This window comes from Wolbachia endosymbiont (group B) of Germaria angustata, assembly GCF_964026725.1.
Lineage (GTDB): Bacteria > Pseudomonadota > Alphaproteobacteria > Rickettsiales > Anaplasmataceae > Wolbachia > Wolbachia pipientis_C.
Genome location: NZ_OZ034691.1, coordinates 1,052,069 through 1,075,653, shown reverse-complemented (window position 1 = coordinate 1,075,653; position 23,585 = coordinate 1,052,069). Strand labels below are relative to the sequence as shown.

The 23,585-nt window shown below is 34.6% G+C and carries 21 protein-coding genes; 13 read left to right on the top strand and 8 right to left on the bottom strand.

The features are described 5' to 3' along the window. The first annotated feature begins 33 nt into the window (after positions 1-33). The 3 genes from AAGD63_RS05235 to dnaN all read left to right on the top strand — a co-directional run bounded on the left by AAGD63_RS05235 (position 34) and on the right by dnaN (position 2,669). The gene (locus tag AAGD63_RS05235) at positions 34-927 is read left to right on the top strand and encodes an RNA polymerase factor sigma-32 (protein WP_341813270.1); all 894 of its coding nucleotides are present in this window, start codon (positions 34-36) and stop codon (positions 925-927) included. Beyond that, positions 920-1,417, top strand: coding sequence for an invasion associated locus B family protein (locus tag AAGD63_RS05230; protein WP_341813269.1), 498 nt, complete (start codon positions 920-922; stop codon positions 1,415-1,417). The genes AAGD63_RS05235 and AAGD63_RS05230 overlap by 8 nt, the downstream gene beginning before the upstream one ends. A gap of 112 nt (positions 1,418-1,529) precedes the next feature. After that, positions 1,530-2,669 (top strand): DNA polymerase III subunit beta, encoded by a 1,140-nt coding sequence (gene dnaN / locus AAGD63_RS05225; protein WP_341813268.1) that lies wholly within the window; start codon positions 1,530-1,532, stop codon positions 2,667-2,669. Between the two features lies 1 nt (position 2,670). On the opposite strand, the gene truA is transcribed toward dnaN, so the two are convergent. Then, positions 2,671-3,408, bottom strand: coding sequence for a tRNA pseudouridine(38-40) synthase TruA (truA, locus tag AAGD63_RS05220; RefSeq protein ID WP_341813267.1), 738 nt, complete (start codon positions 3,406-3,408; stop codon positions 2,671-2,673). 113 nt (positions 3,409-3,521) lie between these two features. On the opposite strand from truA, the gene recA reads away from it, so the two are divergent. Continuing rightward, positions 3,522-4,589, top strand: coding sequence for a recombinase RecA (gene recA / locus AAGD63_RS05215; RefSeq protein WP_341813266.1), 1,068 nt, complete (start codon positions 3,522-3,524; stop codon positions 4,587-4,589). Positions 4,590-4,966: 377 nt separating this feature from the next. On the opposite strand, the gene pth is transcribed toward recA, so the two are convergent. Continuing rightward, on the bottom strand, positions 4,967-5,521 hold the full coding sequence (gene pth, locus AAGD63_RS05210) for an aminoacyl-tRNA hydrolase (protein WP_264330891.1): 555 nt from the start codon (positions 5,519-5,521) through the stop codon (positions 4,967-4,969). Next, the gene (locus AAGD63_RS05205; RefSeq protein WP_006013479.1) at positions 5,521-6,132 is read right to left on the bottom strand and encodes a 50S ribosomal protein L25/general stress protein Ctc; all 612 of its coding nucleotides are present in this window, start codon (positions 6,130-6,132) and stop codon (positions 5,521-5,523) included. Before AAGD63_RS05205 ends, pth begins: the two co-directional genes overlap by 1 nt. A 142-nt stretch (positions 6,133-6,274) precedes the next feature. Between AAGD63_RS05205 and AAGD63_RS05200 the strand changes: the two genes are divergently transcribed. After that, positions 6,275-6,574, top strand: coding sequence for an ETC complex I subunit (locus tag AAGD63_RS05200; protein WP_264330893.1), 300 nt, complete (start codon positions 6,275-6,277; stop codon positions 6,572-6,574). Between the two features lie 824 nt (positions 6,575-7,398). Here the strand turns inward: AAGD63_RS05200 and rsmH are convergent. Then, positions 7,399-8,355, bottom strand: coding sequence for a 16S rRNA (cytosine(1402)-N(4))-methyltransferase RsmH (gene rsmH, locus AAGD63_RS05195; protein WP_341813265.1), 957 nt, complete (start codon positions 8,353-8,355; stop codon positions 7,399-7,401). 205 nt (positions 8,356-8,560) lie between these two features. On the opposite strand from rsmH, the gene AAGD63_RS05190 reads away from it, so the two are divergent. Further along, positions 8,561-9,772: an MFS transporter gene (locus tag AAGD63_RS05190; protein ID WP_264330895.1), complete on the top strand. Its 1,212-nt coding sequence runs from the start codon at positions 8,561-8,563 to the stop codon at positions 9,770-9,772. A gap of 30 nt (positions 9,773-9,802) precedes the next feature. Here AAGD63_RS05190 and map read toward each other — a convergent pair whose 3' ends face one another. Continuing rightward, positions 9,803-10,585 carry a type I methionyl aminopeptidase gene (gene map, locus AAGD63_RS05185; protein WP_341813264.1) on the bottom strand — a complete coding sequence of 261 codons (783 nt, stop codon included), beginning with the start codon at positions 10,583-10,585 and terminating at the stop codon, positions 9,803-9,805. 118 nt (positions 10,586-10,703) lie between these two features. Beyond that, entirely contained in the window at positions 10,704-11,942 is a 1,239-nt protein-coding gene (ftsA, locus tag AAGD63_RS05180; RefSeq protein WP_341813263.1) for a cell division protein FtsA, read from the bottom strand. A 131-nt stretch (positions 11,943-12,073) separates the two neighbouring features. Between ftsA and def the strand changes: the two genes are divergently transcribed. From def to AAGD63_RS05165, 3 genes are all read left to right on the top strand, one after another. Further along, positions 12,074-12,613: a peptide deformylase gene (gene def, locus AAGD63_RS05175; RefSeq protein WP_264330897.1), complete on the top strand. Its 540-nt coding sequence runs from the start codon at positions 12,074-12,076 to the stop codon at positions 12,611-12,613. Further along, positions 12,603-13,376: a uracil-DNA glycosylase gene (locus tag AAGD63_RS05170; protein ID WP_341813262.1), complete on the top strand. Its 774-nt coding sequence runs from the start codon at positions 12,603-12,605 to the stop codon at positions 13,374-13,376. Before def ends, AAGD63_RS05170 begins: the two co-directional genes overlap by 11 nt. A 511-nt stretch (positions 13,377-13,887) precedes the next feature. Next, positions 13,888-14,415: a demethoxyubiquinone hydroxylase family protein gene (locus tag AAGD63_RS05165; protein WP_341813261.1), complete on the top strand. Its 528-nt coding sequence runs from the start codon at positions 13,888-13,890 to the stop codon at positions 14,413-14,415. A 131-nt stretch (positions 14,416-14,546) separates the two neighbouring features. On the opposite strand, the gene AAGD63_RS05160 is transcribed toward AAGD63_RS05165, so the two are convergent. After that, positions 14,547-15,779: a hypothetical protein gene (locus AAGD63_RS05160; RefSeq protein ID WP_341813260.1), complete on the bottom strand. Its 1,233-nt coding sequence runs from the start codon at positions 15,777-15,779 to the stop codon at positions 14,547-14,549. Between the two features lie 249 nt (positions 15,780-16,028). On the opposite strand from AAGD63_RS05160, the gene purF reads away from it, so the two are divergent. Continuing rightward, positions 16,029-17,414 carry an amidophosphoribosyltransferase gene (purF, locus tag AAGD63_RS05155; RefSeq protein WP_341813259.1) on the top strand — a complete coding sequence of 462 codons (1,386 nt, stop codon included), beginning with the start codon at positions 16,029-16,031 and terminating at the stop codon, positions 17,412-17,414. Positions 17,415-18,074: 660 nt separating this feature from the next. On the opposite strand, the gene AAGD63_RS05150 is transcribed toward purF, so the two are convergent. Continuing rightward, the gene (locus tag AAGD63_RS05150) at positions 18,075-18,428 is read right to left on the bottom strand and encodes a TrbC/VirB2 family protein (protein WP_341813258.1); all 354 of its coding nucleotides are present in this window, start codon (positions 18,426-18,428) and stop codon (positions 18,075-18,077) included. A gap of 128 nt (positions 18,429-18,556) precedes the next feature. Between AAGD63_RS05150 and AAGD63_RS05145 the strand changes: the two genes are divergently transcribed. The 3 genes from AAGD63_RS05145 (at position 18,557) to carB (ending at position 23,458) form a co-directional block, all read left to right on the top strand. Then, the gene (locus AAGD63_RS05145) at positions 18,557-19,372 is read left to right on the top strand and encodes a YihY/virulence factor BrkB family protein (protein WP_264330904.1); all 816 of its coding nucleotides are present in this window, start codon (positions 18,557-18,559) and stop codon (positions 19,370-19,372) included. Next, complete coding sequence (locus AAGD63_RS05140; RefSeq protein WP_341813257.1) at positions 19,359-20,123, top strand: SDR family oxidoreductase; 765 nt, start codon at positions 19,359-19,361, stop codon at positions 20,121-20,123. Before AAGD63_RS05145 ends, AAGD63_RS05140 begins: the two co-directional genes overlap by 14 nt. Before the next feature lie 116 nt (positions 20,124-20,239). Then, the gene (carB, locus tag AAGD63_RS05135) at positions 20,240-23,458 is read left to right on the top strand and encodes a carbamoyl-phosphate synthase large subunit (RefSeq protein ID WP_341813256.1); all 3,219 of its coding nucleotides are present in this window, start codon (positions 20,240-20,242) and stop codon (positions 23,456-23,458) included. The last annotated feature ends 127 nt before the right edge of the window (positions 23,459-23,585 follow it).

The following is a 23,585-nucleotide window of genomic DNA, read 5'->3' as shown; positions in this document are numbered from 1 at the left end:
TATTATATACATGGAGTTTTAATTTAAGTTATTATGTTGATCCCAGTAGCGAATTTATCTGTTAATAGTAGCACTAATCTCATGCAATATATTGCTGAAGTGCGAAAATTTCCTATGCTTTCCCAAGAAGAGGAAGTGCGATTAGCAAAAAATTGGCAAGAATACCAGGATATTTCTTCTGCTCACAGGTTGATTACTAGCCATTTGAATTTGGTAGTAAAAATTGCAATGAAATTTAAGAATTACGGTCTATTGTTGATGGACCTGGTCATGGAAGGAAATATGGGTTTAATGTATGCAGTGAAAAAGTTCAATCCTAACTTGGGATTTCGTTTTTCAACTTATGCAGTATGGTGGATTGAAGCTTCAATGAAAGACTTTATATTAAAATCTTGGTCACTTGTAAAAATAGGTACAACGCAAGCACAAAGGAGATTGTTTTTTAGTTTACGTAAAATAAAAAAAAGAATTTTACAATACACAAACAGAGAAACTTTGAGTAAAGAAGAAATAAAAGCAATATCAAACGAGCTTTCTGTATCTGAAGAAGATGTTGTACAGATGAACTATCGTTTGGCTTGTAAGGATCAGTCGTTAAATAATTGTATAAAAATAGGTGATGACTCTAAAAAGGAGTTACAAGATATGATTCCGTGTAATTTAGTCAATCAAGAATTAGCTTACCAGAATCATGAAGAAAAGGCATTAAAAGAAACAATCTTAAGCAATGCATTAGCAAGTCTTAATGAAAGATCAAGAGACATTTTCATTAGCAGATATTTGTCTGAGAATACTCAGACTTTGGATGAGCTTAGCAAAAAATATTGTGTTTCAAGAGAAAGAATAAGACAGCTGGCTGAACAAGCGATGAGTAAGGTAAAACAACATATAAAATCAGAGAGTTTGAAATTCGGTTTACATGCGTAGTCTTTTCGTATTTCTAATATTTTTTTCAATAGACACTCTTGCATCGGTTAGTAATGTACAACTGAGGGAAAAATATAAAGACTGGTTTGTGTATACTGCACTGGAAGATGGTGAGAAAGTGTGTTATATTGTATCCTATCCTAAGGAAAAAAGTGAACACTATACAGCCGATCGCAAGCCTTATGTAATGGTCAGTTACGTTGATAAAAAAGCAGATGAGGTGAGCGTCACTTCTGGCTTTCAGTATAATAATGAGCCCGTAGTTCTCAATATCGATAAAAAAATAAAATATCAATTGCCGATAATACAGAGAAGTCTTGCGTGGACAGATGATACAAAAACGGACCAAGATTTGATTCTAAAAATGAAACAAGGATTATCAATGATAGTTAATGGAAAAATAAAAACAGCAAATGTTGATGATACTTATTCTTTGCTTGGGTTTCAAAAAGCTTACCAAAAAATGCACGACTTATGCCATACAAAGTAAATTATTGATTACTAAAGTATAAGATAGGCTGTTTTTATCTCTCAGATAAAAAGATAAATAGCACTTTACATAGAATGTAGATATCATTTAAAATATACTTTTGAGAATTAGTATGTTAGAGGTTGCAGGTAAAGAGCAAGTTGTATGTGAGCAAATGCGTTTTAGCGTTGGCCGAGCAAGTCTTTTAAATACGCTATCCAGAGTGAGCGGGGTGGTTGAAAGGCGCAACGCGATAGACGTTTTAGCGTGTATAAATATCAAAGCACAACATGGCAGCATAAAACTAAAGGCTACCGATCTTGACATTTCAATATTTGCCTCACTTACTGCAAGTGTATCAGCAGAAGGAGAAGTGAAAATCTCAGCACATACTTTACATGACATAGTGAAGAAATTGCCAACTAATTTGGATGTCAATTTCGAAATGAATAATCAAGGAAAATTATTGATATCCTGTGGAAATGCAAATTTTTCTTTACCGAACGTAGTTTCAAATAACTTCCCTGTTCTGGAAGAAGGTGATCATCAATACGATTTCACTCTACTAAGTGCAGATTTGGTAGACTTATTGACTAAAACGAAGTTTGCTGTGTCGCTGGATGATACAAGGTATAATTTAAACGGGATATATCTGCATACAGATGAGCAATTTCTGTACTGCGTTGCAACTGATGGCCACCGTTTATCATGTATAAAAAGGCCTAAACCTGAAGATATCAACGGCGAATTTTGGGTGATCATTCCACGTAAAACTATCATGGAATTATTGAAAGTATTGTGTGATTGTAATGAGATTAATATAAAACTTTCAGATAGAAAAATCAAATTTACATGTGGTGAGTATATTCTAATATCAAAATTGATAGATGGGACTTTTCCAGATTACAAAGCTGTCATTCCAACGTCTCAAGATAAACAAATGATTGTTGAGAGTAGCAAACTTGCTAGTGTTATAGACCGAGTTTCCGTTGTTGTGTCCGATAAAATAAAATCAATTAAATTTTCATTGCAAGAGAATTTATTAACTCTACATTCAAATTCCCAAGAGTGCAGTGATGCGACTGAGTCTATAGAGGTGGATTACGATGGAGCTCTTATGGAAGTAGGATTTAATTCACGTTATTTGCTTGATGCTTTATCCTGCATAAAAAATAAGTGTAAGTTTAGCTTATCAGATGGTAATAGTGCTACAATTATCACTGATGAAGATGATTCAAGCGCACTATACATAGTGATGCCAATGAGGACTTAAACTAGTAATCTATTTTTACCAAGTATAAGCCGTGAGGCGGCGCAGTGACCCCAGCGGCGTTTCTTTTGCATTGACTTAATATATTTAACATTTCTTGTGGATTAGTTTTGTTTTTTCCAAATTCAACTAAAGTGCCGACAATGATCCTCACTTGGTTATGTAAAAAGGAAATTGCAGATATTTTGATGTATATGTGACTTCCATTTTTTACTATATCAATATCATCGATTGTTCTGACCGGATTTGTAGCTTGACAATCTTTTGAGCGGAAGCTTGAAAGATTATGTTTTCCAAGCAGGTGTCTAGCAGCTTCACGCATGATGTTTACGTCAAGTGGGTTAAATACTTGCCACACATAACCGATTTCCAGAGCTGCAGGAGCGTAGCGATTAATTATTCTATATTCATAATATCTTTTTTTTGCTGAAAATCGTGCATGAAATGCATCATCTACAGCTTCTGCACTAAGCACAACTATAGGAATCACTTTTAAGTGATAGTTTATTCCATTTCTTATTCTGTAAAGCTCAAATTGCCTTTCCATATTGAAATGAGCAACTTGCCCTAAAGCATGAACTCCTGTGTCAGTTCTGCCACCACAATGCAAAGAGACTCTCTCGCCACTGAAATTAAATATAGCGCTTTCTATGGTTTCCTGAATTGAGTTAGCAGAGTGTTGTTGCTTTTGCCAGCCAGAGAAACCACTACCATTGTATTCTATCGTTATTTTGTATCGCACTACAAAGTCTATCTATCTAATTTTAGGTAACTAACGTTCTTCGTTATTAAAAAACCCTTGGCAGATTGGTTGCGTTCAATTACCATGGAGACATACAAGTTAATAAATGATCCATGGCAAACAACCCAGAAGAAAGAAATAATGATAAGCAAAAAGCACTAGATAATGCAATAAGTCAAATTGAAAAAGCATTCGGTAAAGGTGCAATAATGAAGCTAAAGCAAAACCCTGTAGAAAAAATAGACACGATATCTACAGGGTCGATTGCACTTGATTCAGCTCTGGGTATTGGGGGATTGCCAAAAGGACGTATAATTGAGATATTTGGCCCTGAGAGTTCTGGTAAAACTACCCTTGCTTTGCATGTAATTGCTGAAGCACAGAAAAAAGGAGGTTTATGTGCATTTATCGATGCGGAACACGCACTGGATGTTATATATGCTCGTAAACTTGGAGTGAAAACTGATGATTTGGTAATTTCACAACCAGACACTGGAGAGCAGGCGTTGCATATTGTTGAGTATTTAGTGTGTTCTAGTGCAGTTGATGTAATAGTTATTGATTCTGTCGCAGCACTAACTCCAAGAGCTGAAATTGAAGGGGATATGGGAGATCAGCACATGGGATTGCAAGCAAGGCTTCTAAGCCATGGACTCAGGAAACTAACTTCTGTAGTTTCAAAAGCAAACTGTATATTGATATTTATCAACCAAATTCGTATGAAAATAGGAGTAGTATATGGAAATCCTGAAACTACCACTGGTGGAAATGCGTTAAAATTCTATACTTCTATAAGACTTGATATAAGAAAAGTTGGTGCGATAAAGGATAAAGAGAATATTATGGGTAATGAAACGAGAGTTAAAGTTGTAAAAAATAAAGTCGCTCCTCCATTTAGAGAGGCAAAATTTGATATAATGTATAATGAAGGCATATCAAAACTTGGAGAAATAATAGATATAGGAGTAAAACTTGGTGTCCTTGAAAAGGCAGGCGCTTATTATTCATATAACAATACGCGTCTTGGCCAAGGAAGAGAAAATGTAAAAAGTTACCTCAAGGCAAACAAAGAAATTGCAAATGAAATAGAAACAAAAATCAGAGATTTATTTAAAAATAATGATAATTCTATTGTAATAGAAGAGGAACGCGAACAACTTCTAGAAGAATCAGTATTCTAATCTAGATTAGGGTGAAGTTTTAGTATCCATTCAGATGCATGGCTAATGTGCAAATGTTGAAATCAGTGCTTCTTTTCTTGTCGCCTAAGTAGCCCTTTTGGTGTCATCCCAGTGCTTGACACTGGGATCTAAGAAAATTCACAGGCAAACTAATTCGGTAAGCTTATGCTAAATTAATGAGCTTAAATGAAAAATTGGATCCCAGTGTCAAGCACTGGGATGACACCATTTGTTACGCAAATTGTCACAATGTTCGTATAGCTGTGTGTTTGCACACTGACTATTTGTTCCTATATTTTTGTCTATCTTATTTTGCTACCCTGCTGAACGGATACAAGTTTTATATTGAATAGGATGTCCTGTTCAATTGCTATATTTCACACTCTCCCAACTGAGTTGATAAAAGCTGTGTTATCTCCTTGTAGCATCAGGTGTATATTTTTTGCTATTTTTTCCACTAAGAGGATAACGTTATCAAAATTTTCAAATTTTGATAACACATAGTCTGCTAAGCTTTTTTGGTCTTCAGGCCTACCTACTCCAAATCTCAGACGCCAATAATCATTACCAATAAGGCTATCTATAGACTTAAGTCCATTATGTCCGGCTGAGCTACCGCCCTTTTTTACTTTTATTCTTCCAAATTTCAAGTCAGCATCATCATGTATGACAACAATATTGTCTAGCGATAATTTGTAAAAATTTTTTATTTTTGCAATAGGAATACCTGAATTATTCATAAATGAATAAGGTTTTATCAGCATAATTTTATTATTATTAATTATGCCAGAGGTTATCAAGTAATCAGCTTTATTAGAAAATGACTGAAAGTTCCAATATTTGTGAATTGCATCAATAACTATGAAGCCAATATTATGGTGAGTTAATTCATATTTACTACCAGGATTACCAAGCCCAGCTATTAAATGCACTACTCCTCTGTTTTTGTTTGAGGCTCTTCAACATCACTATCAGCAGCAGAAATTGTGACAATGGTAAAATTTTCTTCCTCATGAGCTACAAATTTAACACCTTCTGGCAATTTTACATCATTGATATGTATAGACTGACCAATCATTTTGCCAGACAAATCAATTTCTATGACTTGAGGTATTTTCTCAGGAGAGCATTTGACAGTAATAGAACGACACAAAACATTAAGCACTCCACCTAATTTGATTCCTGGTGATTTACCTTCATTGATGAATGATAAAGGTATATCTATTTTAATTTCACTACCTTTATCAACAAACTGAAAATCAACATGTTGCACAGTATCCTTTACTACATGCCATTGAATATCACGAACAAGAGCATATTCTTTTTTCCCTGAAATATCTAGTTCTATTAAATGTGCAGAAAGAGCACCTGATTTATATTGTTTAGTAAATTCCTTTGCAGACAATGTCAAATTTACGTTATCATGCCCTTTACCATATATAACTGCAGGTATACTTCCCTTCTCCCTCAGAGCCTGCATCGCTTTCTTTTTTTTTACATCACGTAACTCTGCATTAATTGTTACCATTTCTTGCTGTGCCATCGATTACTCCTATTCAGCTAATCCTTTTTATATAATTTAATAATATAACATAAAAATATTTATTTCAAACTTCATTCTTTCACACTAATTCTTTGTGGAAAAATTTATTTAGATATATACTTAAGATTACGTAGTAAGGACTATGAGTATTGACGATCAAGTAGTTTTTAAGATTTATAAGCCAACAAAAACTGCAACACAATCTGGTTTAGGTAATACAAAATTCTGGCACCTAAAAATTGAGACTTGTTCTTACTATATTGAACCTTTGATGGGATGGATTGGTTCAAAAGACCCCAAAAAACAGATTGTACTAAAGTTTGATTCTCTTGAAAAAGCAGTATCTTACGCAAAGAAACACAACACAAAGTACACAATTGAAATGCCAAAAGATGTTAAAAGACTGCCAAAATCTTATACGAATAATTTCATACTAAAATAAATTTTATCGTAATGTGTTTATCTAAAAGCTTAAATTTAAGAACCTGTCTTGAAAGGACCTAAGTAGCAAGCATAGTCATATTAAAGAGTTCTTGAAATAAGGAGAGCACGCTCATACGTCAAGCAAACAATGTTTACCTAAAATTCTTTGACATTAGCAGCTTTCTTGCCCCGTTTTCAGTAACAGTGATTTTGTAATTCTTCTATATATTAGAAAAATTTTTATTTTAATTAGCCATAGGCGCCTATTGGTTTTTAGCTAAAGTAAAGGTCAAGTATCTGGAATTCTGGACATAAAATCCTCCTGTGTAAAAAAGATTAGAAAAAAGTGCAGCGCACATACGACAGAAATTAAGCACACTTACATGCTCTGAAGAATACACTTTTTGATTAAAAATTTGACTGAAAAGTCTGCAGACAAAGATAGATTTTGAGCTCTTAAAATATCTCTAACTGTAATTATAATCAGATTTAAAATATATGGAAGCAATTTTTTACGTTAATATTTCAAATTTCCCTTTCAAGATAGGTTCTAATTGTTACTCTAGGTTTTAAATTGTGCTAACGCACTGCGGCTACTTAGAGAGTTGAACCTGGCTAGCTAGGTATCAAAGAGTTATTTTTTAGGTATTTCTCCGTAAGACTGCAAGTTTTTTTGGATTACTCAAATAACTCCACTCTGCTCGCAGGACTTTTATGCCGCTTTGCACTAAATTAATTTCACGTTTTATTTGTGTTAGCTATTTATTTAGTGAGTGGACATGTAATTTTACCTTAAATAACCCTATAATAAAAACATAGTTATTGAAATAATACAGAAGGTTCTCATGACAACCTCTGTATAGCTCTTAATTTTGCTGAACGTGCACGCGGATTTGCATTTATTTCTTCCGCACTTGCTTTAATCACTTTTTTGTTTAAAAGGGAGAATGTCTTGGTAAATCCTGGTTCACACAAATCTTTAAAAAGGGTTTTAACTATACGATCTTCTAGAGAATGAAAGGTAACTACAATTAATTTGCCGTTTTCACTTAAAATCTCAGATGCAGCTTTAATACCCTTTTCAAGCTCTCCTAGCTCATCATTTACCCATATTCTGATTGCCTGAAATGTTCTAGTTGCAGGGTCAATCTTGCTTTTTCCACGAAACACCACAGAACGTACAATATCCGCAAGTTCAAATGTAGTTTTGATAATTTTCTTCTTCCGCGCATTTACTATCGCTCTTGCGATTCTGCGGGAATGACGCTCACCCCCATAATTATATATAGTGTTCGCAATCTCTTCTTCACGTAAAGCGTTAACAAACGTCGAAGCATTCATATGAGAAGAATTATCCATGCTCATGTTAAGTGGACCATCACGTAGAAATGAGAATCCTCTATCTCCATTATCAAGCTGCATAGATGAAACTCCAACGTCGAAAACTATGCCGTCCACTCCATTTGATGTCATTCCAGCGCGTGACGCTGGAATCCAGTTATTTTTCTTCTGGATCCCAGTATCAAGTACTGGGATGACAGAGGATTTATTCAGTATACTTTTGATATTACTAAACTTTTCAATAAATAACTTTATTCTATTAGGGTATTTAACATTTAGATCATCATAAAATTTAGTAACTGTTTCATCTCTATCAACTGCATAAACTTTACAATCAGCAGATTCCAATATTGCTTTGCTATATCCTCCAGCTCCAAACGTGGCATCCACATATATACCACCACTGTGTGGTGACAATTGCAGTAGCATCTCTTTTAACAAAACTGGAATATGTGTCATATCAAGAGACTTTGTGCACTTAAACTAAAATAACTTTCTCGCCAAAAAATATATGGAAATATATAGGTATAGTATAAGAATATTTAAATATAATCAACGATATAAAAATTTAATAAGATAATATTATTAATATAACATTTACATAATTCACGTTTGAAAAAGTAAGTAATATTACTATAATATCAAACAAATTACGGAAGATTTTGTGCAACAAATAACAAAAGTAATACTATCAAGTTTAATTTGTAACACTTTGTTGTGGTATGATCACATGCTTTTCAGCCATCTAATAAGCATAATCGGAGATGTGTTTTTTCCATCAGACGACAAATTAGTCAGCATACTTAAAGCTTTTGGAGTGTTTGCAGTGGGTTTCTTAATAAGACCAATTGGTGCTGCTATATTTGGCCACATTGGCGATAAATATGGAAGAAGGATTGCTCTATTTCTTTCTATCATATTGATGACTCTATCAACCGTACTTATTGCATTTGTTCCAGGGTATCAGAACATTGGGGTACTCGCATCAGTACTGGTGGTATGTTTAAGATTATTGCAGGGTATATCTCTTGGAGGAGAGGCAGGAAATGCCCCATTTTTAATAGAGCATGCTCCTAAAAATAAAAGAGGATTCTTTGGCAGTATTGAAGTATTGAGCGCAATTCTTGGCTCAATATTAAGTCTTATAGTAGTGCTTATATGCAAAAAAGTATCCGATTTTGAATCTTGGGGATGGAGATTGCCTTTTATTTTCAGTTTTGTAATAGGATTAATCAGTATATATATGAGATATATACTCGATGAAAGCCCAGAATATAAAAAGCAGGAAAAGCCACATGAACTACCGTTAAAAGAACTGTTAAATGGCTATAAAAAACCTTTTCTAATATCAATTGGAGTTGACATAGTTGAGAATGCATCTCTTTACATATATTTAGTGTTTTTTAATCTACTTGCATCAACAATAAACACTCACTTTAATCACGCAGTAGAAATATTGAATCAGGTTGCACTTGGAGGATTGACTATACTATTTGCAATGCTTTCTGATAAGGTAGGGAGAAAAAGAGTCATGAAATTTGCATTTGTGACTTTTATAGTAGTAAGTTATCCAGTTTTTTCAATGATACTAAGTGGTAATAATTTGCTCACCATAATGGCGCACGTTCTTTTTATAATCCCAATAGCTGCTTCTCTTGGTCCTGTTAGCGCGTTTATGTGCGAATTATTCCCAATAAAGGTACGATACAGTGGATTTGGTTTATCAAGAAATATAGCTTCGGGATTTTTTGGTGGTCTTGCACCATTTATATGCACAACTATTATCAAAGTTACAGGACAAGGAACTTTAGCAAGTTTTTACATGATTTTCTGTGCACTAATTGGGTTAGTTGCTATATCACAAGTTAAGAGTTAGATTTTTTCAAAAACCAAGTGTTTAAAAAATCTAATCATAAGGTGGAAAATGCCAATTTTTAGGTGATAGTGTAAATATTTCAACTCCATCTTTTGTGACTCCAAGCGTATGCTCAAACTGTGCAGAAAGTGAGAGATCACGTGTTGTCACTGTCCAGCCATCTAGCTTGCTGAGCAGAGTTTCATGTTTTCCAGCATTGATCATTGGTTCTACCGTAAAAAACATGCCTTCTTTTAAGATAAGATCCTCACCTTCATCATAAAAATGTACAACATTTGGTGGAGCATGAAAAACCTTTCCTATGCCATGTCCACAATAATTGCGTACGATAGAATATCCAAAATCTTCAATATATTTTTCTATAGCAAATCCTATTTCATTTAACTTATTGCCGGGCTTAACTTGTTTTATCGCTTCCATTAGCGCATTGTAGGCAGCATTACACAAACGCTTTGCTTTTATTGAGGGTTTACCAGTCCAAAACATGCGACTTGTATCACCATACCAGCCATTTAAAATCACTGTAACGTCAATATTTAAAATATCTCCATCTTTAAGAGGTTTATCATCAGGAATACCATGACATACAACAGCATTTTTCGAAGTACAAATTGATTTCGGATATCCCTTATAATTCAGTGGTGCTGGAATTGCACCTGCATTGATTATAAAATCATGACATAGATTATTTAATTCATTAGTTGTTACCCCTACTTTGACGTATGGTGCAATAAAATCAAGGGTTTCAGCTGCAAGCCTGCCAGCTTTACGCATAAAGTCAAAATCTTCTTGTGAATGTATAGTTATGTTCATGTTTCTTACGTTTTTATTGTAATTTTCTGCTTCTCTTACGGATACATCAGTGTAATAATACTATAAAAATAAGCTCCTAGATCAAGCCATTTGTATATTAAGAGATAAAGACAAAAATCTAGACTGTGACTTTTGATTTAACCCAATGGTATAACTTACTTATTTTGCCATCGTGACCAAGCATTCCAGAATTATTTCTATAAAAGGTGTCAACTATTAGCTTTATAGAGCCTAAAGCAGCAGAAAATACAGGATTTTTGTCGTATTCGCCATCAAGACCGCTACAAGATTCAGGGCATCCGATACGGACTTGTTTATTGAATATATAGCTTGCAATTTCTTTCATGCTTGTGAGTTGACTGGTTCCACCTGTGATCACTACTTTATTAATTGGATCTTTCTGTTCTTGAAATTGTTCTCTTATCAGCTCAAGTATTTCCTCAATCCTTGGTCTTATGATGTTAACAAGTTCAGACTTAAACACTTGAGTTGGTTCATCGCTTTCATTACTTTGCACTGCAATACATTCATTCTCATCTATTGAAGTTACAATAGTGCTACCGTATAGTATTTTTATGCGTTCAGCATGCTCTATACTTGTGCATAGTCCATAAGCTATATCTCGGGTAATGTGAATGCCACCAATTGGAATGCTGCTTGTGTACACAAGTTTTCCTCTCTTAAAAATTCCAATTGCAGTGCATCCACCTCCTATGTCAACAATGGCAGTCCCTAGCTCTTTTTCATCTTCACTTAGACAAGCAAGACCTGCAGAATATGCAGAAGCAACACAACCAGCCATACTTATCCCACTATTATTAGTTATGCAATTTTCAATGTTGGTAAGAGCTGGACGCGAAGCAGTGACAACATTAACATCAGCAGACAATCTTTTTCCATATAATCCACTGACCTCCTTTATGTCAGCCATATCATCTAAGTGATATTTAAGTGGTATATTGTGAATTATAACATTTTCTTCGATATATTTCTCAAATGTCTGAAAGACTACACGTTTTATATCTCGGTCTAAAATTTCGTGATTAGCTGCAATTATTTCGTTATGTACGTTAAAAGACGAAATCCCACATCCAGCCACATTCACATATATCTGGTCTATAGTCTCTTCTGATACTTGTTCAGCTAAACCTACAGTTGATGAAATAGAGTAACTTGCATGCTTTGCGTCAGTTATTGATCCACCATTTATACCTTCTGCACTTTTATAACCCACTCCTATTATTTTATAGCTAAAATTGCTATTGATTTTAACAATGAGACAGATAATTTTTGTTGTACCCACGTCTAAAACAGCAAAAACATTCTGCTTTGGTTTTGTTATTACTGCAGAGTACATTGGTTGACCTTATGATGCGATTCCATTTAAATTGTAGCTTCCCTGAATGAATTTATATTTCTATCATAAATGTAGCAACATTTTAATATACCTAGACAAAAAGAAAAATAAAACACAGAATTACAATTTTTATGTCTAAGTTACCAATTGTAATTGCCCCTGACGAAAGATTAACTACACGCGCCAGTGAAGTAACAGATATAACCGATAAAATTAAAGAATTAGTAAACGACATGTTCGAAACTATGTACGATGCAGAAGGTCTTGGTCTTGCTGCAGTACAAGTTGGAGTGCTGAAGAGAATTTTTGTCATGGACGTTCAGACAGAAAAGGCTGGAGATGAGTTAGTAGGATATGATTCAGTTGGTAAGTTTTGCATGATTAATCCTGAAGTTAAGGAATTATCCGATGAACAAGTGATTATGAGCGAAGGATGTCTTTCAATTCCGGAGCAAAGCCATGAAATCAAGCGTCCAAAATATTTAACTGTAAAATATAAAAACTTAAATAACGAAGAACAGACGCTAAAAGCTAGTGGTTGGCTTGCAAGGTGTATTCAGCATGAATTGGATCACTTAAATGGTATATTATACATTAGACATTTATCTAAGTTGAAGTATGATTTGGCTATGAAAAAAGCACAAAAGGTTAAGAGACACTATGAGCAATGAAGATCTAGAATTGTTGAAGTTCTATCATGAAGTGGGAGTTGATTGCACACTAACTGAAAGTGAAGAGGAAAAAAAAATGGAAAATGAGAGAGCTGTACAGTCTTCTGTCATCGAGCAGAAAAAAGCCATGTTCCCAAGTGACTGGATCATTGAAGCAAGGAAGCTTGCAAGTGAATGTAGTAGTGTAGACGAACTAAGAAGTGCAGTTAAGTCATTTGAGGGTTGTGAAATAAAAAAAACTGCAACTAATACTGTTTTTTCTGATGGTAATCCGAATGCAAAAATCATGCTTATTGGTGAAGCACCAGGAGCAAATGAAGACCTGAAAGGCATACCATTTTGTGGTGCAAGCGGAATACTGCTCGATAAGATGCTCGCTGCAATTAGTCTGGACCGCACTAAGGTGTATATAAGCAACGCGGTGTTTTGGCGTCCACCAGGTAATAGAAAACCAACTGACCTAGAGCTTGATATGTGCAGACCATTTGTTGAGAAGCACATTGCTCTTGTTTTACCGCAAATTCTGATTTTTGTCGGAGGAATTGCATGTTATAGCCTTCTTGATAACACAAAAACTATATCGAACTTGCGTGGCAGGTTTCATACGTATACTAACCAATATTTATCTCATTCAATTACTACAGCTGCTATATTTCATCCAGCATATCTGCTTCGTCAACCAGCACAAAAACGTTTAGCTTGGGAAGATTTAAAGAAGATTAGAGAATATCTTGATAATACCAATAACCACACGGACGTTTAGCTTACTACTTGTTGTCATCGCAGTACCTTCTCCTATCATTCCAGACTAGAATGACACCCTATTGACACGCTGCCTAGTTCATGTTAGTTATAGATATTAAGAAATTTACCAAACAAAAAAAAAGGCAAAAGAATCCCCCAGTAGTGAGTTTTGACCCTATAATAATGTAAATTGGCATTGTAATAATGTGCTAACGCTTATTTAAAGCGTGTTTTGGATGAATGTAGAAAAAATAAAAAAGACATGCAGCCGCTATAATTTTATGTAATCTGCCAATATATACCTGAGTTTTTTACTGAATTTTGTTGTTAAATCTGCAGAGATTAAAAACAAGGATAAATACTCTTATTGATATGATAAGGGAAAGTGGGAGAGTCTGTCAAGTAACTTTTGCTATTGCTACTTGAGTTCCTGTAATCACAATGTTGGTGCAATGTATGCATGGAATTTTATTTACTCTATAATATGTTGGTTTATAGTAGTACTAATGCAGAAATAAAGGGAGGAGACATTGGAAAGCAATGTAAAAAAATTGAAAGGAAATTTTTTAGAACGAGCAATTAGAGTAAATCATGCTGGCGAATATGGAGCCATTTGCATTTATTCTGGTCAAAAATTTATTCTTAAAAAATCTTCTATAATTGACAAAATAATTGAAATGGAGGAGCAGGAAAAAGAACATTTCCACTATTTTAATGAGAAAATCAAGGAGCAAAGAGTTCGTCCTACTGCTTTGCTGCCAGTTTGGAATGTTTTAGGGGTGTCACTTGGTGTTGTAACTGCTATGATGGGTAAAAAAGCTGCTATGGCTTGCACTGCTGCAGTTGAAGAGGTGATCGGAGAGCATTACAAGAAGCAGGTCTTACATTTAGAAGATGGGGAATTAAGAGAAACTATAAGTAAGTTTCGTGATGAGGAGTTAGAACACAGAGATATTGCAATTCAGCACAATGCTGAAAGCGCACTTGGCTACAACGTTTTATCTTTGTTCATAAAAACAAGCTGCAAAGCTGCTATTTACTTCTCTAAATTGATTTAATCAATCACTATTTGACAACCAACCACATTTGCCTTTAGTTCTTGTGCTAATTGCTGCCCCATATCCTCTACTCCAATCGAATGCGTATGGATGTTTATAATTAACTTCTTAATTCTTATCCTAAAAATACATTAATTTAATTCCCTACTAGAGTTTTCTTGTTGTTGTAAACATGTTTGCATAAGACTAGTAGATGGAACGTTTTTAATAGTCTGAGTTAACTCCTCAGGAATATTTTCAAAACTCTTGCCCATAACTTCTAAAACACTTTTCCCCTGTATAAGACAATTCCCTCCAAAGCTTGATTTGTTTTCTAACTTGCTAAACCTTATTTTGCTTTTCTCATCAATTTCTACTACCATTTTGTTACCATCTTTCCGTAGATAAATACTAATCTCTCCTATTTTAGTAGTAAAAAATATTTCAATACCACCTTTTAAGATATCTGTGTAATTTCTTTTTCCATCTTCTGTAATTTCAACTTTTACTATACTTTCCTCAATCTGAAATATGCCAACTTCTAAATCCTTAGCTTTTTCATTATTTAAAGTTCTTGCAGTTTCAACAATACTACCTTGTGGATACTTAATATAAAAATATTTATTATCTACTTCTACTTCAAGATCATATTTATCAATTTGCTTGTTATTTTCTTTCACAATACCTTCATATGCTAGACCCTCTAGCATTTTTTTCTTACTCTTACATTGTTCGTTAAGATCATTTAAATAATTAGAGCCGTAATATCCGCCTTCAATATCGCTATAAAAAGATAATCCTTTTTCTACCCCACCTTTTAACACTAAATTACGAGTGATCTTTTGTATGATATTTTTTGTAGTTGAATTGTGTGGATTTGCATGAAAGCGATTAATTAATTCTTCCATTTTTTCAAATATAAAATTTGTTACAGTCTTATTATCCTTACCGTAATATGAGTTTAATCTTATTCCTTGATTTAAATAATCCTCTATTATGCATTCCATGTACTTTAAAACGCTTTCTTGCTCATCGTGTTCTGTTATACCTTTTATCATCTCATCACAAAATTTTTTAACTAGAATTTGTTCATCTGTAGTCAATGGTATTTGCAATTTCGTAGAAGATGGGTCTCGCTCAAAAAGATAAATTATTGACAATTCCTCTGCTCTTTTAACAAAATCATAACTCCTTAGATATTCTGCAACATCTTTGTTTTTTGCGTACCTTTTCTTGGTTAAATCCATATGCCTATCTTTACGACTTATAGTCGGTAATTTTGGATTTGATGAACTACTCTGTTGACTATTGAAGAAGCTGTTAGAGAACTGTTCAGGCTCTAAAATAAGATTACTTTCACCTTGTTTACCTACTTGCTTAGACATATTATATACCATAACCACTAAAACTTTTTAGTGATTACTTTAATACATAGATAAGTCAATAAAAATATCTTTTTCTCTTCAGTACTAAAAAATTGTCAAAAATCTCAAAATTGGTTAATTGCATATAACCTACTTTCTGGTATACATCAAAACTACCGTAGAAAGCTTCAACTTTGAAAGGGATTAACAAATAAAATTCTTGTAATTTGCCTCTACTAAAGTACAATCAGGCTTTATTTAATATTTTTCATGCTTGATGAAGTACATGAGGAGTGTGGGGTATTTGGCATAAGTTACAACCAAAGTGCTGCTTTTAACTCTATACTTGCTCTCCACGCTTTGCAGCATAGAGGTCAAGAGTCTTTTGGCGTAGTAACCAGTAACAACGATAAGCTGCACTCTTATCACTTTCAAGGTCAAGTGAGCAGTGTATTTGATGATATAGATGAAATAAAGAAATCCTTACCTGGAGATTGTGCAATAGGTCATGTTCGATACTCAACAAGTGGTAGTAAATTTGGAGTGCAGCCCATGTTTGGCAAAAGTGGCAAATTTGGGGATTTTGCCATAGCACATAATGGTAATTTAATTAATATTTCTCCGATACGCGAACAATTAATTAAACAAGAGTGCGTTTTTCAGTCAGATATTGATACAGAAGTAGTAGTGCATCTGACAGCAAGCAGTGAAAAAGATAGCTTTTTAGAGAGTTTTATATATGCATTAAAGCAAATACAAGGTGCTTATTCTTTTGTGGCAATCAATCAAGAAGTAGTTATTGGAGTACGTGATCCATCTGGAATCAGGCCTCTTGTTTTAGGAAAGTTAAACGGTTCTTACGTTCTTGCATCTGAAACTTGTGCTCTTGATATAATAAATGCAGAGTTTATTAGAGAAATAGAACCAGGCGAATTAGTTACCATCAGTTCGGATAGTAAGCTAGCCTCAATGTTTCCTTTCCCACAGCAAAAATCAAGTTTTTGTATTTTTGAATACGTTTACTTCTCGAGACCAGACAGCATAATGGAGAATAGGTCCATATATGACATAAGAAAAGAAATAGGAAGAATACTTTCAGAAGAGAGCCCACCAAAAAACAATGTAGATATGGTTGTACCAATACCTGATTCTGGAATACCTGCAGCTATTGGATATGCAAAGCATTCAGGATTACCTATGGAACTGGGGATAATTCGTAATCATTACATAGGAAGAACTTTTATACAACCCACCGCTGAAGTACGTAAAGTTAGAATAAAATTAAAATTCAATGCTAATAAGCACACTTTGAAAGGCAAAAACATAATTTTAATAGATGATAGTATAGTGCGTGGTAGTACGCTCAGAAATATAATAGTTATGCTAAAGGATGCGGAAGTAAAAGAGATTCACCTCAAAATTTCAAGTCCACCAATTAAGCATTCTTGTTTTTATGGAATAGATACGCCAGAGTGCAAAGATTTAATTGCTGCAAATAAATCTGTAGAGGAAATTAAGGAAATTATAGGAGTAAATAGCCTAGCCTTCTTGAGTATTGATGGACTATACAGGGCTGTTAAAGAAGAAAAACGTAACAACGCTACACCGCAATATTGCGATGCTTGTTTCACTGGTGATTATCCGATTGGTAAGTAATCTATTATTAATGAAGGTGAGGTTTTTTCTATGTTATATTAACAGTTTTAAAAATAGATTTTTTGCATAACCATATAGTTTTTGCCTGGGCGTCATTTGAGTAAAAACTACTTTACAAATTTCGTCATTCCCTTTACTATGGTACTAAGAGTATTTATCCTTGTTTTCGATCCGCGCGGGTTCAACAACAAAAATTCAGTAAAAAACTCAGATATTTATTGGCAAATTACATAAAAATTATAGCGGCTGCATGTCTTTTTTATTTTTTCTACATTCAGCCAAAACGCACTTATTTTAAGCGTTAGCACATTATTACAGCGCCAATTTACATTATTATAGGGTCAAAACTCGTCACACGGGGATTCTTTTGCCTTTTTTCTTCGTTTGGTAAATTTCTTAATATTTATAGCAAAAAGAGCACAGATGTCATTCCAGCGCGTGACGCTGGAATCCAGGAATTTTTTGAGCATGAAAGTTATGCTAAGTTTTTGTTGGTAAGTAAAGGATGGATCCCAGTGTCAAGCACTGGGATGACACCGTCATAAAGTAAACCAGTACTTGGATGAACTGGCAAAAATTGCTCTTAAATCACAAGTTCGTGCAATGATGGTGCTTCTTTAAGAAGCACCATTTGCTAATGTTTTGAAGCTTTAATGCTTATTATGCGCATGTATTTGTTGTTGCATTCCATGTTTTACCATCAGGGCAAGCAGTTGCACCATCTTTACAAATCACACCACCTGGTACTATTTTTGAAACAACTACAGGTGCACCAAAAAACACAGCAGTAAATGCACCAAGTGCAAAAAGCGCTGGCCATGGCATTCTGCCAAATATTGCAAGCAATGCTGCACCTATTATCACTATTGTAATCATAGGCCCGCCTATACCGTGAGTATAGCCTACTATTTTGCATATTGTATTGGTTGTTGTATCATCAGTAACAGCAGCAGCAAAAGCATTATCAAATGCAAAGGAAAGAATTAAAGCTACAAGTAGAAGAAAATTTTTCATTATGCCTCCGTATTTAACGCTGGATTATCTATCATTTTGATTAAATTTAAGTAAACGGTGAGGATTTTTTGCTTAAAAGTATGCTTTATTTCATTTAGAATACTTTTCTTAGTTTATTTATATTACAAGTGCTACAGAAATTTTATAGTATCGTTTATTGCCTTTATCGTGCTTTAATTGACACAATTTATAATGATGGAGTGGAGCACGCAGGATATCTATCATTTTTAATCCTGTTATCAATATTTCCTTTTCTTATTGTTTTAATGGCCATGGCATCAACGTTCGCAAATTTCTTAGATCAATACAATGTCGGCTGGGCATTTATTATTGATAACATGCCACAGGATATTTTATCATCTTTGATGCCACGTATTAGGGAGATAATATCAGGCCCTCCGCAAAGCTTATTAACCTTGGCAATTGTAGGCGCTGTTTGGACTGCCTCATCGACAATTGAAGGATTCAGAACGATATTGAATAAGGCCTATAAAGTCCCGGTTTCATCGCCTTATATATGGAGAAGGGTGCTCAGTATATTACAATTTTTAGCAATTACGCTTGTTACAACTCTGACTATAGTATTTTTTACATTAGTGCCAATGTTAATTGATTTTTCTTACCAAGGGCTAAGTTATACTAGATATTTACTTATTGAGTTTGTGCTTTTTACTATAGTATCTTGGCTATATTTTACATTGCCAAACATAAAACAAAATTTATCAGACGTATTTCCCGGATCTTGTGTAGCTGTTATTCTTTGGACGATCTCTGCTTCAGCTTTCAAGCAATACTTAAAAGCTTCCTTTGACCAACTGAATTTGATATATGGAAGTTTAGGTGGTGTGATAGTATCGTTACTATTTTTTTATGTGCTAAGTTTGATTTTTATATATGGAGCAAAATTTAATTTTCAGCTAAAATATTTCAATGGATCTTGCTAAGGAGAAAGAAATGGGTGACTTAGAAGGTAAAATAGCTTTAATTAACGGAGCTTCAGGTGGAATAGGCTCTTCTGTTGCAAAAAGATTTGTAAAAGAAGGTGCATGTGTAATTCTGATTTCCAGATCTCTTGATAATCTCAAGCCATTGTATAACGAAATTGAAGAGCTGAAAGAAGGCTCTGTGAAACTAATTCAGCTTGATCTTTTAGACTTTGAAAACGTAGAAAAACTGGCAAATATGATAGAAAGCCCAAAATTATCAGAATCTGGAACACTTGATATACTGATTGCATGCACTGAAATTTTAGGTAAGTTGAGCTCTGTTCATGATTGTGAGCTTGAAGATCTACAGAACGTAATGAATACAAATTTTACTGCCAGTTGGTACTTGCTAAAAAATTTGGGTCCAATACTAAAAAAGTCTAATGCTGGAAGAGCGATATTCATGACCTCAGAGATAACACTTTCTCCTTCCTCTTATCCATATTGGGTACCATATGCTGCAAGTAAGGCTGCACTAGAAGCAATGGTGAAGATATATGCATCTGAGACAAAACATACGAACTTATGCATAAATGCCGTGTATTCGGAAGGGCCTATCGATAGTGAAATGTATAAGCAAGCATTTTCGGGAAAAGATATATCTGAATTGGTGCCACCTGATAAACTGACAGACAAATTTGTAGAACTTGCTTCTGAAGATTGTAGCATATCAGGACAAATCTTACCACTTAGCAAATCTCCCGAGTAAATTACCATAGTATCTGCAAAGATACCGTTAAGCCTAAAGGTAGTTAGGTTTAATAAAAATTCACATATACAGGAAAGATTGGTAACATTATTTGAGTCGAGACTATTATTGTAATTATGCCAAAACGCACAGATATAGAATCTATATTAGTAATAGGAGCAGGCCCAATAGTTATAGGTCAGGCATGCGAGTTTGATTATTCTGGAACGCAAAGCTGTAAAGTATTAAAAAGTGAAGGTTATAAAGTCATTTTAGTTAACTCCAACCCCGCAACTATAATGACAGATCCTGAATTCTCTGATGCAACTTATATTGAGCCGGTGCTACCTGAAATCATAGAGAAAATTATAATTAAGGAGAGGCCAGACGCAATATTACCAACAATGGGAGGGCAAACAGCACTTAATTGTGCAATAAAACTTGCAGATGATGGAGTGTTAGACAAATACAACGTAGAATTAATAGGAGTAAATAGAGAAGCAATAAAAAAAGCGGAAGATAGAGAATTATTTCGCCAATCCATGGATAAAATAGGTCTAAAATACCCCAAAAGTATCATTATAAAAAATCAAGAACAAATAAAAAAGGCTTTGGATTACATTGGATTACCAGCAATTATCCGTTCATCATTCACTCTTGGTGGCACAGGTAGCGGCATAGCATACAATAAAGAGGAGTTTTTCAATATTGCAGAAAGTGCTCTAAAAATTTCACCAATAAATGAAGTTCAGATAGATGAATCAATTATGGGCTGGAAGGAATATGAAATGGAAGTTATCCGTGACTGCAAGGATAACTGTATAATAGTGTGTTCAATAGAAAATATTGATCCAATGGGAGTGCACACCGGAGATAGTATCACAGTTGCTCCTGCTTTGACTCTGCGTGATGCTGAATATCAACAAATGAGAAATGCATCTATAGCAGTGCTGAGAGAAATTGATGTTAGCGCCGGTGGTGCAAATGTTCAGTTTGCAGTGAATCCTAAAGAAGATGGAAGCCTCGTTGTAATTGAAATGAATCCAAGGGTTTCTCGCTCCTCTGCACTTGCTTCAAAAGCAACAGGCTATCCTATTGCAAAAGTTGTAACTAAACTTGCTATTGGCTATTCGCTCGATGAAATATGTAACGACTGTGCTCCAGTTATACCTGCTGCATTCGAACCAGTGATTGATTATATTGTCACTAAAATTCCTCGATTTGAGTTTGAGAAATTTAAGGGGACGAATTGTGAACTATCAACCTCCATGAAATCAGTGGGAGAAGTAATGTCTATAGGCCGCACTTTTAATGAGTCACTACAGAAAGCTTTTTGCTCACTTGAAACAGGGCTCACGGGACTTGATGAAGTGTTTTCTGAAGACACAGATGTTAAATCTCAATTAGCAAAATTGCTGCCAAACAGATTACTGATTGCTGCTGACGCAATGCGTCACGGAATTAGCATAGAAGAAATAAATTCGATTACAGGATATGACTTATGGTTTCTGCAAAATATACAGCAAATCATCTTGGCTGAACAAAAAATCAAGGAAAACGGCCTTCCTGGAACTGCATATGAAATGTTAGAGCTGAAAAAAATGGGGTTTTCAGATGCAAGATTGGCAAAATTAAGCAATAAGAAAGTAGAACAAATTGAAGCAATAAGGAAAAAATTTGATGTTAATCCAGTTTATAAGCGTGTAGATACCTGTGCAGCTGAATTTGAATCGAGCACTGCTTATATGTATGGCTGCTATGAGGGTGATGTTGAAAATAAAACGGAATGTGAGGCGAATATTTCGGATCGAAAAAAAGTTGTCATTTTAGGAAGTGGTCCAAATCGCATTGGTCAAGGTATTGAGTTTGATTATGCATGCGTACATGCAGCTTCTGCCGCCAAAGAAATGGGGTATGAAACAATAATGATTAACTGTAATCCGGAAACCGTTTCAACTGATTATGATACCGCTGATCGTTTATATTTCGCCCCACTGATTGCAGAGGATGTGCTTGAAATACTAAGCAAAGAGCAAGAAAATGGCACACTGGTTGGTGTAATAGTTCAAATAGGTGGTCAAACACCTTTAAAGTTAGCCAAAGTGCTTAACGAGAGAGGTTTCAAAATTCTGGGAACTTCGTTTGATTCTATTGACCTTGCAGAAGATCGCATGAGATTTAAAAACCTTGCTTTGCAACTTAATTTAAAACAACCTGAAAGTTCTATCTGCCATTCAGTAAAAGAAGCGTTAACCAACGCAGAAAAGGTGGGGTTTCCACTAGTAGTCAGGCCATCATATGTCCTCGGCGGTCAGTCTATGTCGATTAGACACGATACTCAGAGCTTTAAAGAGTATGTCTTGAATCAAACCAAAATTTTTGAACACGGGTCACTGCTTCTTGATAAATTTTTAGTCAATGCAGTTGAGGTTGACGTTGATGCTGTATGTGATGGGAAAAAAGTTTTCATTGCAGCGGTCATGGAGCACATTGAAGAAGCTGGTATCCACTCTGGCGATTCAACATGCTCAATACCGACAAATACATTGAGTGACGAAGTAATAAAAGAGATCGAGCTCCAAACTGAAAGAATAGCTCTTGCACTAGAAGTGAAAGGTCTGATAAACATTCAGTTTGCTGTTCAAGAGAGTGATGTATACATACTTGAAGTGAATTTAAGGGCTAGCCGTACAGTTCCTTTTATTTCCAAGGTAATCAATATTCCTATTGCAAAGCTTGCCACTCAGGTTATTTTGGGTAAAAAATTGAATCAGGAAAACAAGCCTTTCAATCATTTTGCAGTTAAAGCTGCTGTTTTTCCATTCACGCGTTTTTCGGGAATTGACACTTTACTTGGTCCTGAAATGAAATCAACAGGAGAAGTGATGGGAATTGACTTATCTTTCGGAGCTGCACTTGCAAAAGTGCACATGGCTGCAGGATACAAGTTACCAACAGAAGGAACAGCTCTGGTTTCAGTAAAAGATGATGATAAAGAGTATATATTGCCTGTTGTACGAATGTTGAAAGAACTGAGTTTTGAAATATATGCCACCAAAGGCACAGCTTTGTATCTGAACAATAACGGCATTGCTGCAAAAGCTGTAAATAAAGTGAGAGAAGGCAGACCCCACATAGTTGATATGCTCAAAGATAGAAAAATAAATCTAGTAATCAATACTTCAAAAGGTGTGAAATCAGTTTCAGATGGCAAAGATATCAGGAGAACTGCTATTTTGCAAAATATAGCTTATAGCACCACAGCTTCTGGGAGTAAAGCGTTAGCGCTTGCAATTCAATATGTAAAGAATAGCAAATTGGAAGTGAAATCATTACAGCAGATACAAAATATTTAAATATCAAGACTATAATAAATTATTACTTATTTCAAAATGAGGATCGTGTAAGCTAAGGAGAGAGAAATTTAATTAAAGGATTTTTGTGTCAGTATCAATATATAACTGCCTTGAGCGTTTGTTGAAA

Bases quoted from the DNA above. Each gene is read 5' to 3' on its own strand.
- AAGD63_RS05160 (WP_341813260.1), bottom strand. From the start codon at position 15,779: ATGTCTAAGCAAGTAGGTAAACAAGGTGAAAGTAATCTTATTTTAGAG.
- AAGD63_RS05200 (WP_264330893.1), top strand. From the start codon at position 6,275: ATGAGTATTGACGATCAAGTAGTTTTTAAGATTTATAAGCCAACAAAA.
- recA (WP_341813266.1), top strand. From the start codon at position 3,522: ATGGCAAACAACCCAGAAGAAAGAAATAATGATAAGCAAAAAGCACTA.
- purF (WP_341813259.1), top strand. From the start codon at position 16,029: ATGCTTGATGAAGTACATGAGGAGTGTGGGGTATTTGGCATAAGTTAC.
- AAGD63_RS05150 (WP_341813258.1), bottom strand. From the start codon at position 18,428: ATGAAAAATTTTCTTCTACTTGTAGCTTTAATTCTTTCCTTTGCATTT.
- map (WP_341813264.1), bottom strand. From the start codon at position 10,585: ATGAACATAACTATACATTCACAAGAAGATTTTGACTTTATGCGTAAA.
- def (WP_264330897.1), top strand. From the start codon at position 12,074: ATGTCTAAGTTACCAATTGTAATTGCCCCTGACGAAAGATTAACTACA.
- AAGD63_RS05205 (WP_006013479.1), bottom strand. From the start codon at position 6,132: ATGGCACAGCAAGAAATGGTAACAATTAATGCAGAGTTACGTGATGTA.
- dnaN (WP_341813268.1), top strand. From the start codon at position 1,530: ATGTTAGAGGTTGCAGGTAAAGAGCAAGTTGTATGTGAGCAAATGCGT.
- AAGD63_RS05140 (WP_341813257.1), top strand. From the start codon at position 19,359: ATGGATCTTGCTAAGGAGAAAGAAATGGGTGACTTAGAAGGTAAAATA.
- AAGD63_RS05170 (WP_341813262.1), top strand. From the start codon at position 12,603: ATGAGCAATGAAGATCTAGAATTGTTGAAGTTCTATCATGAAGTGGGA.
- rsmH (WP_341813265.1), bottom strand. From the start codon at position 8,355: ATGACACATATTCCAGTTTTGTTAAAAGAGATGCTACTGCAATTGTCA.
- carB (WP_341813256.1), top strand. From the start codon at position 20,240: ATGCCAAAACGCACAGATATAGAATCTATATTAGTAATAGGAGCAGGC.
- AAGD63_RS05230 (WP_341813269.1), top strand. From the start codon at position 920: ATGCGTAGTCTTTTCGTATTTCTAATATTTTTTTCAATAGACACTCTT.
- AAGD63_RS05235 (WP_341813270.1), top strand. From the start codon at position 34: ATGTTGATCCCAGTAGCGAATTTATCTGTTAATAGTAGCACTAATCTC.
- ftsA (WP_341813263.1), bottom strand. From the start codon at position 11,942: ATGTACTCTGCAGTAATAACAAAACCAAAGCAGAATGTTTTTGCTGTT.